Origin of the sequence: Bacillus cereus group sp. BfR-BA-01379 (assembly GCF_022663605.1) — a bacterium.
In the GTDB taxonomy this organism is placed as follows: domain Bacteria; phylum Bacillota; class Bacilli; order Bacillales; family Bacillaceae_G; genus Bacillus_A; species Bacillus_A mobilis.
The window spans coordinates 1-13,193 of sequence record NZ_JAKUFT010000021.1 but is presented as its reverse complement, the minus strand read 5'-3'; the positions used below and the strand labels follow the sequence as shown (position 1 = coordinate 13,193).

The following is a 13,193-nucleotide window of genomic DNA, read 5'->3' as shown; positions in this document are numbered from 1 at the left end:
ACATAATTGCAGGAGGTGACATCTTTATTCCAAACTAGGGAATAGAGAACACACTTGGACATATTAAATATTTTTCTCATCTTTATACTTATCCTTATTTCAGGCTTTTTCGTTGCATCAGAATTCGCTGTTGTAAAAGTACGAAAAAGTCGAATTGACCAGCTTGCAAATGAAGGCAATAAACAAGCTTTAGCTGCAAGAAGTGTCCTATCTAATTTAGATGTTTATTTATCAGCTTGTCAGCTCGGAATTACGATTACTTCTTTAGGACTTGGTTGGCTTGGTGAACCGACTGTGGAACATTTACTACGACCGCTCTTTGAAAAAATTAATATTACTGGAACAATGGCGAATACTTTATCCTTTATTATTGCTTTTAGTTTTATTACATTTTTCCATGTTGTATTAGGTGAATTAGTTCCAAAATCTTTCGCCATTCAAAAAGCAGAATCAATCACACTTAAGTTTGCAAGACCGCTTATTTTATTTGATAAAATTATGTATCCATTCATTTGGCTACTCAACAGTACGGCAATCTTTTTCACAAAACTACTTGGTTTAGAGCCTGCGAAAGAAAATGAACTTGCCCATTCAGAAGAGGAACTACGACTCATTTTAGGTGAAAGTTTCAAAAGCGGCGAAATAAACCAAACCGAATATAAATATGTAAATAATATTTTTGAATTTGACGACCGGGTCGCAAAAGAAATTATGGTCCCTCGTACAGAAATGATTTGCTTATCTACTGAAAATACGTTAGAAGAAAATATGGATATCGTCGCAACTGAAAAGTTTACACGCTATCCGATTATCGAAAAAGATAAAGATGATATTATCGGTATGATCAATACGAAAGAAGTGTTTCACAATCAAACGAAAGGCATTCATAAGCCACTTGAATCATACATACATCCAGTACTAACTGTATTTGAAACTGTTCCAATTCGCAAAACACTCGTACATCTACAAAAGAATCGTGTTCAGATGGCAATCGTTATGGATGAATATGGTGGTACTGCTGGACTTTTAACAATGGAAGATATTCTTGAAGAAATCATTGGAGAAATTCAAGATGAATTTGATGCGGATGAATCACCTATGATTGAAAAACGTACGCCGAAGCTTACTGTTTTAGATGGGAAAGTACTCATTTCTGAAGTAAATGATATGTTTGGCCTACATATTGATGATAGCGATTTAGATACAATTGGAGGCTGGCTCCTCTCTCAAGCAGTGGACTTAAATATTGAGGCTGGTTATTTCATTGAATTTGCTGGTTTTCAATTTAAAGCACTAGAACTTGATGGACATCAAGTGAAAAAAATTGCGGTACATAAATTAGACACGAAGAAGGAGTTATAAAGTGACAGTATTATTAACAATCTGTATCATTGCCTGTTTCATTGTTTCATTTCTCGCCTTTATTTATCCTATCATTCCAGGCATCCTTGCTGTATGGGCTGGATATTTCATTTACCATTTTGGTATAAATGGCGGAGAATTGACAACTTCCTTTTGGATTATTCAAGTCATTTTCACACTTTTCATTTTCGTTGCTGATTTTATTGCGAATGGATATTTTCTAAAGAAATACGGGAGTTCTAAATGGGGCGAACGTGTCGGTATGATTTCTATCATTGTTGGGTCTTTCTTCTTCCCACCATTCGGTTTAATTATCATACCGTTCTTATCGGTATTTATTACAGAACTCATGCATAAAAAAGCGCCAAAAGACGCCTTTCTAGTAGGAGTTGCTACTGTAGTTGGTTTTTTAAGCAGTACAGTAGCGAAAGCCATTCTCCAAATTATTATGATTATCATATTTGTATGTTATATCATCTTTTAACCATCCCAGTTTCGGGATGGTTTTTTAATAGGAAATACCTACTCGACTATTCTCATATTCGTTTTCACTACATAGATTCCACGTAAATTGCGCTGTATCACCAACCGTTATTTTCGCTCCACCTTCTGGTAATACATCTTTTTCAGTTCGATATACCCCTGTCGCACCCCCGTCTATTAAATGCGTCGGACAAACGACCGTCCAACATAAATTACTACGACTAAGTATCTTATATGCAGCTAAATGATCTTCTGCTGCTGTTGTCGTTTTCCTTTTTGATTCAGTTGATTGAAAACGATATACATTTAAATTTATTCTCGCTTGTAAAATACCAGCTGTTCCTATTGTAATGATTTTACGAACTCCTTCTTCTTCCATTTGCTTTATAATTTGTGGCATACTCTTCGCTAATGTCCCATTTTGATCCGTTCCAAGTGCACTAATTACTATATCACTACCTTTTACAGCTTTCTTTATATCATTTTCATTCCATACATTACCTTCTATCACTCGTAACCTTTCATGATGTATTTCCATTCTATTTACATCACGCGCTAATGCAGTTACTTCCGCTGAATCCTTTAATGCTAATTTTATTATGTTTGAACCTACTCGCCCAGTTGCTCCCAATATACATACTTTCATTTGTTTCCCCCCTATTTCATTCTTTCTCTATTTTTCAATAATCTCACTCAATTTACAACAAAAAAGCTTCCTCATTTATAAGAGGAAGCTCTATTATTATTTTATTTCTTTTCTTTAGAATCCGTAGACTTCTCAGTTCCACTTGTTTCTTTATCCTTTTTGTCCTCTTGTTGTGTTGTTGTATCGTCTTCTTTCTTCTTGTCCTCACCTTTACTACAACCTACCATTAATAAAGAACTTGCAAGTGCCATAGCAGTTAATGATTTAACCCATTTGTTCATTTGCGTTTCCTCCTTTAGATAGAATATGTACAATCCCATATTACTCTCTATTTTTAAAGGAAAGATTGAAAAATAGTAAATAAACGGTAAATGTTTGTAAATTTTCTGATAATATACATAGCCCCCTATTCTTTTTTCTCCATGAAAAGTAAAAAACTAAGGCGCCTATCTTTCCGCCTTAGTTTCTTATGCAAACTTCTCATTTTCATATACATGTTTAATCTTATACTCTTTCTTCACAACATATTGCCATACACTATAGGCATAACGGTTCATTTTCAGGAAGCAATTTTCTAAAAAAGAGCGAAATTCTGGATTCGCAACTTCAACTGCCACTTGAGCAAACTTTAGTGCTAACCGTTTCAAATGCGAAATATAACAAGTTGCAATATGGACATCCCCTGTATATTTACTATCAGTTTCCTTTTCCATTTCATGAAAATGAAATGAAATTGGTTCACAAGTTATATGCTGTACATTCTCTCCTTCTTGAAAATTTACTTGTTCATTATATGCTTGCAGCATATAAGGTAAATGCTGCTGTAATAGCTCCTTTAATTCTTCGTCTCTTACCTTTCCTGTATACTCCCCAATCTTATATATAAGCATATAACTATACCTCATTAATTCTTTCATACAATCCATGAAAGTACCTCCCTTCTCTTTTGTATATACACTATAAATATGATGCTATAACATTTGCTATTCTTGCTAAAAACCAATCCCATTTACTAATTTTCTCAAAATCTTCTTCCGAAAATCTTTTTGATTTATGAAAATCTACTTTTAATCGGTTCCATACGTCAGCAACAACTTTTTTATCATATATGAGACAATTAGATTCACAATTTAAATAAAAACTTCTATTATCAAAATTCGCTGTACCTATATCGACAATTTCTCCGTCAATGATTGTTACTTTCCCGTGAAAAAAACCATTCCGATATTGATAAATTTCTGCTCCAGCATCGTTCATATCTTTCAAATACGGATAAGCCGCTTGTTTTAACAATACCGCATCACTTTTAAATGGCACGAGAATTTTTACATTGACACCGCGATGTAATGCATCTTTTAACTCACCCATCATTTCTTTACTTGGTACAAAATAAGGCGTAGCAATAATTAAAGACTTTTTAGCCTTCTTTAAAAGCGCTCCATATTTCTCCCATAAACCCTTTCCATCTGAAAATAAATATTGATATTTCACATTCCCTATGGCAGGTAAACTTTCATGTACAGGCATTATTTCTCCTGTATCTTCTTTCCAGTCAGCAGCAAATTTTCTTTCCATATCCGTAGCACCATTCCCATTGATTCGTACATGATAATCACGCCACGGACCAAATTTCGGATCTTGTCCAAGGTACTCCTTTCCAATATTAAAACCGCCGACGTATGATACCTTCCCATCTATCGTAACAATGCGTCTATGATTCCGTTGATGCAATGAATAGAATACATGTTTCAGTTTAAGCTTTTTACTAAACGTAAACTGGACACCGTTTCTTTTTAGTTGACGAATTACCTTTTTCTTCAGCTTATATCCACCTATTCGATCAACTGACAATTTCACTTCTACTCCACTCGATGCCTTTTTCTCGAGTAACTGCAAAAATTCTTGGCTTATTTCATCTTTACCTACAATATAAAAATGGATATATATGTACTTTTCAGCATTACGTATATCCTCAAATAAATTCTTATATAACTCTTCGCCGTTCGTATATAGTTGAAAATCACCTAATCGAACTTGTCCTAATTCATATTCACTAGCCATTTTTTTCCCCATTTCCACATCGATGTTCATCCAAATGAATACACCTACTAAAAAAAGGAGTACAGCGAAAAAGTGTTTCATGGATATTTTCCTTTCTCCACTTACTGTTATTTCTATATCTTCCCTTTTTTAATACATTATCATTCAAGAAAATATGTCATTACATGATATATGTCCATAGCAAACGATAGCTCATTTGCATATTGTATGTTGTATCTTAAAATAAAAGGAGGAAATAACAATGGGCTTCGCACATGGTAATGGATTCGCGCTATTAGTCGTATTATTTATCCTCTTAATCATCGTCGGTGCTGCTTGCTTCTGCTAAGTAGTTATCGTCATATGATATGTGGATGAAAAAACTATAAAAGCGGACACCTATTTTTAGGTGTCCGCTTTTCATATGAAAAACATTTCAGTTCGTTATAATACCGTTAACAACTACATATTCAACTCAAAAAGTTAGTAATGTGGCTACTTTCTTACTCTCTGCTTTACGTATATGACGTTGTTCTGCACGCAACACAGCAATGCGATGTAATTCTTTCTCTTCTTCTGTTTCAGGGATTACTCGAGGAACTGGAACCGGGTTATTCTCCTTACTAAGTGCAACGAATGTAACAAATGAAGTTGCTGCTATACGTTTCTCACCTGAAATTAGATCTTCTGCTACTACCTTCACAAATACTTCCATAGAAGTTCTACCCGTCCAAATTACAAAAGATTCATAACTAACACAATCTGAAGAGCGAACAGGATGTAAGAAATCTACCCAATCCATAGATGCAGTGACACATTCTTTTCTTGCATGCCTCGTTGCTGAAATAGAAGCAACCATATCCATCTCGGCTAATATTTTTCCACCAAATAGCGTATTATGATCATTTAAATCTGTTGGAAATACTCGGCTCGTTTTAAACACTCTGGATTCATTAGCTGTTTTTCCCTTTACTTCAGTCATTATTATCACCTCTTTGATTATTTAATCCACTATTTGCAGACAGTGAACTACCCACCACAAAATTCGGCTGGAGCAAAGAAGTTCGGTAAGAGTTCCATTTCCCATTAACATTAGAACAGTATGAACTTACTATCACTACACGTTTAATATTAACAACATTCAGAACTCTTAGTCCACAAAAAAGAACCGATGTGATCAATCGGCTCCTCTAAATACATATTGTTCTTTCGGCTGTTCAACTTTATTCCATTTCGTTACTTCTAAAACAGGGATGTTCGCATGGAACGGCTGATAAAATTCCGTTGCTATTTCTCCTTCAACTTGAATCCAATCATCATTGTTCCATTCTACCCCTTCTGGTTTTTTCACTAACATACCATATACACCAGAATCCGCTACACAATGTATAATACCGAAACGGAATAAGAAATATTGTTCTTTTTTAGAAGAATCATCTTTGAAAACAAACCCTTTAAAAGATAATTTTTTCCCAGTAAACTCGCCAGGATAATTATAAATTGTTTCCATCCCTTTTAGGAAATCTTCATCTTTTAAAGTAATACTATCTTTCGTAACGAACTCTTTTTTCCCTTTTTCCATTACACCACGGTATCCTTCTTTCCCGTAATAAATGCTCGTATCAGGTCTTAGAAATTGCCTTGTCATAAATGGATCTTTACTTTCTGCTTGTGCCACTGGAAAATGAAACCCTTTCGCCTTAACAATATCTGAATCTAATGTTGCAATTGGGAAAAACAATCCTGAGACTATCGGAAAACAAAACAATGTGTACGAAAATGCTTTTTTCCACCATGTATTCTCATCTTTTGAATGATCATGCCCACAATGGCTATGATCGCAACCACAATTGTGTTGTTCTTTTTCTTTTTCTTTTTGATGTTCTTTTTGGAAAACGATAATAATTTGAACGACCGTTAAAAAACCTAAAATAATAGCTGCTGTTTTTGATAAATAGGCATACTTCATATTGATATACTTCGTAATATTACCTGAAATATGAAGCTGCGCGATTAAGATTGTAAACCCTAATAATATATATGCTCGAAACATAACCTACCACCCCATCGCATAAATGAGTAGTGAGCTTGCATAAACAACAAGTGTAACTGTAACTGTAACGACAATTACAAATTTCGTTTTAAATGTTGCAAGCATCATAAACATATTTTTAATATCCACCATCGGTCCGTATACGAGGAACGCGACAAGTGATGCTGTTGAAAATGTACTTTGGAATGACGAAGCAATAAATGCATCCGCCTCTGAACAAAGTGATAAAATGTAAGCAAGTCCCATCATAACAGCTGGTGAAGAAAACGGCCCTTGTCCTATAGCAAGCAGTGTTGAAGTTTGTACGAACGTTTGAACTGCAGCTGCAATTAACGCACCTAATACTAAATATTTTCCCATCGAGAAAAATTCCTCAACAGCATGCGTACATACATCCCACATTTTTTTACGTAATGGACGCTTATGATTCACTTCTGGGAAGTGATCATCTCTTAATTGATGTTCTTTAAACTTAAATGATAATATAATTCCAACGATAATTGCTACGATAATCGCTACAATAGAACGATACCATACCATGTGCATACTACTTCCAAAGGCAACATATGTTGCAAATAATACGACCGGATTAATAATCGGCCCAGTTAACATAAATGCAATCCCGGCATATGGTGGAACCCCTTTTCCGATTAATCGTCTTACGATCGGAACAATCCCACATTCACAACCTGGAAACATCATACCTAAAAAAGTAGCCATTAAAACAGACAGAAAACGGTTTTTCGGCATCCATTTTGCTACCATATCCTCTGTCACAAACATTTGAATGAATCCTGAAATAAATACACCAATGAGCACAAAAGGAAGTGCTTCGATCAAAATAGAGATAAAGATTGTATTCATTTGCAGGAATGCTTTCGGTAATTGAAACAATTCCATGATGTATTTCCTCCAACTTTTCATTAACAATATGTAATTTTAACCCCATTTTATTAATTGGACAAGACTTATACGGAATACACCCCCTTCCTATACATTACATTTTATAAGTTATATTCTATTCAAAACTTTGGATTTCATAGCAAAAAAGCTGCTCTAGCGCAGTTACACAACTATGCTAGAGCAGCTTTCTTCTCGTTAAAAGTAACGTTTCTTCCAAAAAACAAACGCTAATGTGAAAGATAGTGTTACACATATTATGAGTACAATTACAAAACCATGTGCTTCCCCTTCAAACGGGACCTTTACGTTCATTCCAAAGAAACTAGAAACCATCGTTGGTAACGATAAAATGATTGTGATAGATGTTAACAGCTTCATAACACTATTTAAATTATTTGATATAACGGAGCTAAAAGTATTCATCATTCCACTTAAAATGTGACTATATATTTCCGCCATTTCAATAGCCTGTTTATTTTCAATTAATACATCTTCTAACAAATCTTGATCGTCTTCATACATTTTTAAAAATGTACTGTTACGCATTAATTTTTGAATTACAATTTTATTCGCCTTTAATGATGTTGTAAAGTAAACTAAACTCTTTTCAAGGCCTAGCAATGTGAAAATCTCTTTATTTTTCATCGACTTATTTAATTGATGCTCTAAATCGATTGTTTTTCTGTTAATTTGCTTTAAGTATCTTAAATAATAAGTAGAAATCGTATATAAGAGCTGAAGTGCAAAGCGTGTCTTTTTAAACGTATAAAATTCTTTAATACGTTGATTAATAAAACGTTCAAAAATTGGGTTTTCTTCTAAACAAATTGTCACAAAGCAATCTGGCATTACAATCATACCTATTGGAATCGTGTCATAAATCGAATTTCCTTCTTCATCATGTCTAACTGTTGGAATATCCACGATTATTAAAGTATTATTGTCTTCCTTTTCAATACGAGAGCGTTCTTCATCATCTAAAGGGTCTTTAATGAAATCTAAGTCTACATTTAAAGTTTGTACTAGATATTGAATTTCTTCTTCCGTTGGATGAAGTACATTAATCCAGCAACCCTTTTGCATTTCCTCAACCTCTTGTAGTTTTCCGTTTCGGTCTGTTAAATAAATATTTAACATACTATCACCCCGATTCTTTTTACATGTAGGAATCTACCTCTCTTACATAACAGTTTTTGAACCGCCATTCTCAGCATATGAAACATACGTTTAAATTTCAATAGAAAAATTATTTTGAAAACGTTTTTATAAGAAAAATATTCTAAACAAAGAAAAAGACAGAGTGCTCTCTGCCTTAAAAAGCTTATGTTGCCTTTATAACATATTTAGAAAGCATCCACAAGTTAAAGCCAACTGAAATCGTATAACCAGCGTATGTTGAAATGATAAAACTTACATAATCGAAATACGGAAGCAATACAATATTTAAAACTATCTTCACAATAATACCAATCACTAATCCTAGCACTGTTTTCTGTTGTTGATTAATTCCTTGTAACATCGCAGCTGTTACTGTAAAAAGGGAAAATAGTATACAAGCAGGAGCGTAATACTGTAAAATAACTCTCCCCATCTCCGGGTCATTGCCGGCACCAAATAAAAGAGTATATACTGGTTTTGCTAGTAACATCATCCCAATTGCTGCTGGTACCGTAATACCTACCACTAATACATTCGTCCTCGTAAAATGTTTGTACAGTAACTTCACATTTCCTGCTGTATAGGCTTTCGTCATCTCAGGTACGAGAGACATACTAAAAGCAGTCGCAACGGAAACTGGGATAAGTACAACCATCTGAACAAGACCAATTATTGCATTAATCTTCTCCGCTTCTCCTTGCATATATCCTATTTGTATAAGTAGTTTATTAATTGTAAATGTGTCAATCGTCTGATACAACGGAATTGCTAAACCAACGACAACAAACGGTATTGAATATGTAAAGAGCTCCTTATATAGCGAGAAAAAAGATTTCGTTGTTTGCGGAATACTTGCCATTTCTTTTTTCTTTAAGTGCTTTCTCCTTCTAATGTAATACGCACTTAAAACCGTTAATCCACCTATCGCTCCCATAAAGGCACCGAACGTTGAAATACCAACAGCTAGAGAGATAGAAGCTTTTAAAATATATAACACGACAAAGCTTCCTATCAAAATGGTTAAGACTCGGAAAAATTGCTCTACCACTACACTTAAAGCAGAAGGCCCCATCGATTGGAATCCTTGAAAGAAACCCCTTAATAAACTCATTACCGGTACAAGTATTAACGCAAAGCTTACAATTTGAATATTAGTTGTGACCGCCGCTACACTATTCCCTGTTTGATCATTTCCGTCGATTACGAGTGTAGCTAAATGTGGAGCTAATATATATAGGGTTAAACATGAGATTACTCCCATTATTAACATAAAAAAGATGCCACTCTTTAATACTCTCTTAACTGTATGGTAGTCATTTAGTTGATCATATTTTGATACCATTTTTGAAACTGCAAGCGGTAGTCCCATCGTCGCAATACTGAGCATAATCGTATACGGACGATATGCATAGGTGTATAAAACGTACCCACTCGTACCGACCATGGCTGTAAATGGTATAACATATATAAATCCTAACATTTTAGATATCATCGTTGCCATCGTTAAAAATATCGTTCCACGTATAAACGGTGACCCTTTCATCACATTCCTCCGCTACGCTTTATTATTATACATTATGGACAACTCTGTTTTTTTAGAACCGAAAACAAGTCAACTCCCCCTGAATTGTTGGGTTTCACCCGTAACACAAATCAGATGGAGTCTTCTTGCCGAAACAAATAAAAAAGCCAATGAAAAATCATTGACTTTAACGCGCTGCTTTTTTCTTTTTGAAATACTTTAAACCGAAGTATAAAGCAACAAAGAGAACAGCTCCTATAATTATGTAATGTGTGTAATCAGATGCATACTCTTTAATGTGTCTCCAATTTCCACCAAGCTTTTCACCTAAGTATATAAATAGTATTGACCATGGAATAATCGCAACTACAGTATACAGTGTAAATAGTTTTAACGGCATTTTAGCTAATCCTGCTGGAATAGAGATTGCGTGACGTACGACTGGGATAAAGCGCGCAGAAAAGATTACTCCTGCTCCGTAACGCTTAAACCAACCTTCCGCTATGTCTAAATGGTGTTTATTAATAAGTAGATATTTCCCGTATTTCTCTACAACTGGACGTCCTCCATAGTATCCAAGCCAATATAAAAATATTTGAGCTAACGTACCACCGATTGTTCCAGCAATGACTGCACCGACAAAGCTAATTTTACCATCTGCAACTAAAAAGCCCGCATACGAAAGTACAATTTCACTCGGGATAATTTCAATCATTAAAGCTAGCGCTACTCCAAAGTAACCTAAGCTTGCAAAAAATTGCAATAACTGATCTATTATGCTTGCTAACATTTTATTTTCTATCTCCTTTTTTCTTCACATACCATCCCATTATTACATAAAGGTTGCATTCTGCCAATATCTTCATTCCAACAATATTATCTATTAATCTAGTAAAGTTTCTTTCTGAGGTTCTTTCATGAAGGAAAATATTTCTTTAATTTGCTCTTCTGTATTTCTAGCAATCGATAAATTAGGCAATTCATTCTCGCCAAAGAATTCCACATCTTCTGTTTCAATACTCGTTTTCTTTTCGCCACCAATAATCTTACAGCTAATAAAAATTTTATATACATGTGTTGCTGAAGGTGATGGTTGATGTTTTTCTTTATCAAATATAGCGAGTAGTTTAAAATCATCTACTTCATAACCCGTCTCCTCTATAACTTCTTTTGCAGCTACTTCTGTCGGCGTATAGCCGATATCAGCCCATCCACCCGGCAATGCCCATTTCCCATCACTTTTTTCTTTCACAAATAATAACTTTTCATTTTGAAAAACGACTGCTCTTATATCAACTTTTGGTGTTTGATAGCCTGTCTCATTTGCAAATAACTTCTCTACAACTTCCCAATCTGTCTTTGTATAATGTGACATTATCGAAATGGAAATATCCCGTAATTGTTGGAAACGCTCTATATCATACACATCTTTAGAATACGTTAAACCCGCTTGGGCTATAGCTTGTATTTGTTTTACCCAATCAATCCATTTTACCGTCATGTTTCCACATCTCCCATCCTCTTTTAATTGAATATTAAGCCAGTTCTGTTGATACATCTTTATTATACAAAAAAAGAGATTGATAATGTCCCAATCTCTTTCAAAATTAATCCAATTCATGTAGGTGGTCATGTATATACTTTCTTCTTTTATTTATATATTCATAAATCATTTCAGCTTCTTGATCAAATGTTTCTAATTTGTCTTTCATATATGGATCTTGAAGTAAATATGGACGAATCGATTCACACAACCCTTCAACTTTCGGCGTCATAAATGAAACGGTAAATTGTTCTTCTAATATTTCTTCCAAAATACCTCGGTATTGTTTTCTAAATACAGGTATATCTAACAATCTTGCACTTAACGTGTTATAGCCTTGAATACGAATATACTCATGATTTAGTGGCCTTCCTTGTACATCACGCCCCCAAGTCGCATCATAATCCCACGGTATCACTTCAAATAAATTCGTTTCATCATTATGATATAGCGCATAGTTATGAACAAAACCATCAAAGTTTTGCGTAAAAATAACGCCAGCTAACCACCTTAAATATTTATCAACATGTAGAAACTTCCCAATTTCTTTTTCATAAGCTTCCCTCGACAAAGCATTCGCTTGAAATACAAATTCACTCAGTTGTTCTTCACTATTTTTATTCGAATGTTTAAATTCATAACCCGCAAAGAGCTCGGTCTTAACATCTTTATCTCTCTCACTCATTAAAGAAAAATTCGCATCATCATCGATCGCATAATAAATAGAACCATTTGGTAATCCTCTATTTTTCAAAAAGTTTTCATCTACTGATTCTAACTGTAAATATACTCCTTGAATTTGACCATTAATTTTTATAAATACATGTTGTGATTTTGGTGAAAGTACACCAATATCATGAAAAAAATCTAAAGATAATTTATTTCGTATGAGAGACGGATCCATAAACTCAGAATTTAAATGAAACTCTTTTGCACCTTGAAACTTTTTCGGTTTATAAAATATAACATGATAAGACTTTTTCTCGAATTCACGAATATGAGCCCCTCGGTATACGATATCAATGTCATACTTCTTTTTTCCATAAGTTAATTTTGCTGGCACTGGACTATCTGACCAAATGTCTTTTTTTAATTCCACTAAGTACATTGGATGAATAAAAAAATCATATGAAGGTAGCATATTTTCTCATCCCTTCTCAGTTCTCTTCATTCAATGTATGCACCTTGCCTTGTCCATACATCCGCTATCATCTATTTATATAAAATTACACTCTTGTCCTGTTCAGAAAGACGTCATATCTCATATCATGTTAAGGAAAAAGAATACCTTTTCACCTGAATACATGATAAGGAGGATTTCTATGAAACGTGATATTAGAAAAGCTGTCGAGGAAATCAAAAGTGCGGGGATGGAAGATTTCTTACATCAAGATCCAAGTACATTTGAGTGCGATGATGATTGCACAACAAAAATAGAGTGTAGCGAAGATTGTAAATGCCCAAGAACAAGGTGTACTCGCGT

15 protein-coding genes and 1 pseudogene are annotated in these 13,193 nt (G+C 34.3%); 4 read left to right on the top strand and 12 right to left on the bottom strand.

Annotation, left to right across the window (positions count from 1 at the left end; translation table 11 throughout):
* Nucleotides 1–54: 54 nt before the first annotated feature.
* Together MR113_RS10480 and MR113_RS10475 are read left to right on the top strand one after the other, a co-directional pair.
* Nucleotides 55–1,362 (top strand): hemolysin family protein, encoded by a 1,308-nt coding sequence (locus MR113_RS10480; RefSeq protein ID WP_242254040.1) that lies wholly within the window; start codon nucleotides 55–57, stop codon nucleotides 1,360–1,362.
* A gap of 1 nt (nucleotide 1,363) precedes the next feature.
* Entirely contained in the window at nucleotides 1,364–1,846 is a 483-nt protein-coding gene (locus MR113_RS10475; RefSeq protein ID WP_000217326.1) for a DUF456 domain-containing protein, read from the top strand.
* Between the two features lie 24 nt (nucleotides 1,847–1,870).
* Here the strand turns inward: MR113_RS10475 and MR113_RS10470 are convergent, their stop codons facing one another.
* The 4 genes from MR113_RS10470 to cls form a co-directional block, all read right to left on the bottom strand.
* Nucleotides 1,871–2,491, bottom strand: coding sequence for an NAD(P)-dependent oxidoreductase (locus tag MR113_RS10470; RefSeq protein WP_242254039.1), 621 nt, complete (start codon nucleotides 2,489–2,491; stop codon nucleotides 1,871–1,873).
* A gap of 101 nt (nucleotides 2,492–2,592) precedes the next feature.
* Nucleotides 2,593–2,772, bottom strand: coding sequence for a hypothetical protein (locus MR113_RS10465; protein ID WP_001045960.1), 180 nt, complete (start codon nucleotides 2,770–2,772; stop codon nucleotides 2,593–2,595).
* Between the two features lie 186 nt (nucleotides 2,773–2,958).
* Entirely contained in the window at nucleotides 2,959–3,417 is a 459-nt protein-coding gene (locus MR113_RS10460) for a spore coat protein (RefSeq protein ID WP_242254034.1), read from the bottom strand.
* A 31-nt stretch (nucleotides 3,418–3,448) separates the two neighbouring features.
* Nucleotides 3,449–4,633 carry a cardiolipin synthase gene (cls, locus tag MR113_RS10455; RefSeq protein ID WP_242254032.1) on the bottom strand — a complete coding sequence of 395 codons (1,185 nt, stop codon included), beginning with the start codon at nucleotides 4,631–4,633 and terminating at the stop codon, nucleotides 3,449–3,451.
* A 160-nt stretch (nucleotides 4,634–4,793) separates the two neighbouring features.
* Here cls and MR113_RS10450 point away from each other — a divergent pair, with 160 nt between their 5' ends.
* A complete protein-coding gene (locus MR113_RS10450) occupies nucleotides 4,794–4,880 on the top strand; it encodes a YjcZ family sporulation protein (protein WP_000505094.1) in 87 nt (28 codons plus the stop codon).
* Nucleotides 4,881–5,006: 126 nt separating this feature from the next.
* Here the strand turns inward: MR113_RS10450 and MR113_RS10445 are convergent, their stop codons facing one another.
* The 8 genes from MR113_RS10445 to cotH all read right to left on the bottom strand — a co-directional run bounded on the left by MR113_RS10445 (nucleotide 5,007) and on the right by cotH (nucleotide 12,851).
* Nucleotides 5,007–5,513, bottom strand: a complete 507-nt coding sequence (locus MR113_RS10445; RefSeq protein WP_000141167.1) for an acyl-CoA thioesterase — start codon at nucleotides 5,511–5,513, stop codon at nucleotides 5,007–5,009.
* 195 nt (nucleotides 5,514–5,708) lie between these two features.
* The gene (locus tag MR113_RS10440; protein ID WP_242254031.1) at nucleotides 5,709–6,584 is read right to left on the bottom strand and encodes a TIGR03943 family putative permease subunit; all 876 of its coding nucleotides are present in this window, start codon (nucleotides 6,582–6,584) and stop codon (nucleotides 5,709–5,711) included.
* Nucleotides 6,585–6,587: 3 nt separating this feature from the next.
* Nucleotides 6,588–7,484: a permease gene (locus MR113_RS10435; protein ID WP_061676438.1), complete on the bottom strand. Its 897-nt coding sequence runs from the start codon at nucleotides 7,482–7,484 to the stop codon at nucleotides 6,588–6,590.
* A 198-nt stretch (nucleotides 7,485–7,682) separates the two neighbouring features.
* On the bottom strand, nucleotides 7,683–8,624 hold the full coding sequence (locus MR113_RS10430; protein WP_000932392.1) for a magnesium transporter CorA family protein: 942 nt from the start codon (nucleotides 8,622–8,624) through the stop codon (nucleotides 7,683–7,685).
* A gap of 184 nt (nucleotides 8,625–8,808) precedes the next feature.
* Nucleotides 8,809–10,188, bottom strand: coding sequence for a putative polysaccharide biosynthesis protein (locus MR113_RS10425; protein ID WP_242254030.1), 1,380 nt, complete (start codon nucleotides 10,186–10,188; stop codon nucleotides 8,809–8,811).
* A 166-nt stretch (nucleotides 10,189–10,354) separates the two neighbouring features.
* On the bottom strand, nucleotides 10,355–10,957 hold the full coding sequence (gene uptA / locus MR113_RS10420) for an undecaprenyl phosphate transporter UptA (RefSeq protein ID WP_000881202.1): 603 nt from the start codon (nucleotides 10,955–10,957) through the stop codon (nucleotides 10,355–10,357).
* A 93-nt stretch (nucleotides 10,958–11,050) separates the two neighbouring features.
* Nucleotides 11,051–11,668, bottom strand: a complete 618-nt coding sequence (locus MR113_RS10415) for an NUDIX hydrolase N-terminal domain-containing protein (RefSeq protein WP_242254029.1) — start codon at nucleotides 11,666–11,668, stop codon at nucleotides 11,051–11,053.
* Between the two features lie 106 nt (nucleotides 11,669–11,774).
* Nucleotides 11,775–12,851, bottom strand: coding sequence for a spore coat protein CotH (cotH, locus tag MR113_RS10410; protein ID WP_242254028.1), 1,077 nt, complete (start codon nucleotides 12,849–12,851; stop codon nucleotides 11,775–11,777).
* 181 nt (nucleotides 12,852–13,032) lie between these two features.
* Between cotH and exsB the strand changes: the two are divergent.
* Nucleotides 13,033–13,193: pseudogene (gene exsB / locus MR113_RS28340) on the top strand (exosporium protein ExsB); the annotation flags it as partial.

Excerpts from the sequence above, each read along its gene's own strand:
- MR113_RS10470 (WP_242254039.1), bottom strand. The coding sequence starts at position 2,491 with ATGAAAGTATGTATATTGGGAGCAACTGGGCGAGTAGGTTCAAACATA.
- MR113_RS10465 (WP_001045960.1), bottom strand. The coding sequence starts at position 2,772 with ATGAACAAATGGGTTAAATCATTAACTGCTATGGCACTTGCAAGTTCT.
- MR113_RS10460 (WP_242254034.1), bottom strand. The coding sequence starts at position 3,417 with ATGGATTGTATGAAAGAATTAATGAGGTATAGTTATATGCTTATATAT.
- cls (WP_242254032.1), bottom strand. The coding sequence starts at position 4,633 with ATGAAACACTTTTTCGCTGTACTCCTTTTTTTAGTAGGTGTATTCATT.
- MR113_RS10450 (WP_000505094.1), top strand. The coding sequence starts at position 4,794 with ATGGGCTTCGCACATGGTAATGGATTCGCGCTATTAGTCGTATTATTT.
- MR113_RS10445 (WP_000141167.1), bottom strand. The coding sequence starts at position 5,513 with ATGACTGAAGTAAAGGGAAAAACAGCTAATGAATCCAGAGTGTTTAAA.
- MR113_RS10440 (WP_242254031.1), bottom strand. The coding sequence starts at position 6,584 with ATGTTTCGAGCATATATATTATTAGGGTTTACAATCTTAATCGCGCAG.
- MR113_RS10435 (WP_061676438.1), bottom strand. The coding sequence starts at position 7,484 with ATGGAATTGTTTCAATTACCGAAAGCATTCCTGCAAATGAATACAATC.
- MR113_RS10430 (WP_000932392.1), bottom strand. The coding sequence starts at position 8,624 with ATGTTAAATATTTATTTAACAGACCGAAACGGAAAACTACAAGAGGTT.
- MR113_RS10425 (WP_242254030.1), bottom strand. The coding sequence starts at position 10,188 with ATGAAAGGGTCACCGTTTATACGTGGAACGATATTTTTAACGATGGCA.
- uptA (WP_000881202.1), bottom strand. The coding sequence starts at position 10,957 with ATGTTAGCAAGCATAATAGATCAGTTATTGCAATTTTTTGCAAGCTTA.
- MR113_RS10415 (WP_242254029.1), bottom strand. The coding sequence starts at position 11,668 with ATGACGGTAAAATGGATTGATTGGGTAAAACAAATACAAGCTATAGCC.
- cotH (WP_242254028.1), bottom strand. The coding sequence starts at position 12,851 with ATGCTACCTTCATATGATTTTTTTATTCATCCAATGTACTTAGTGGAA.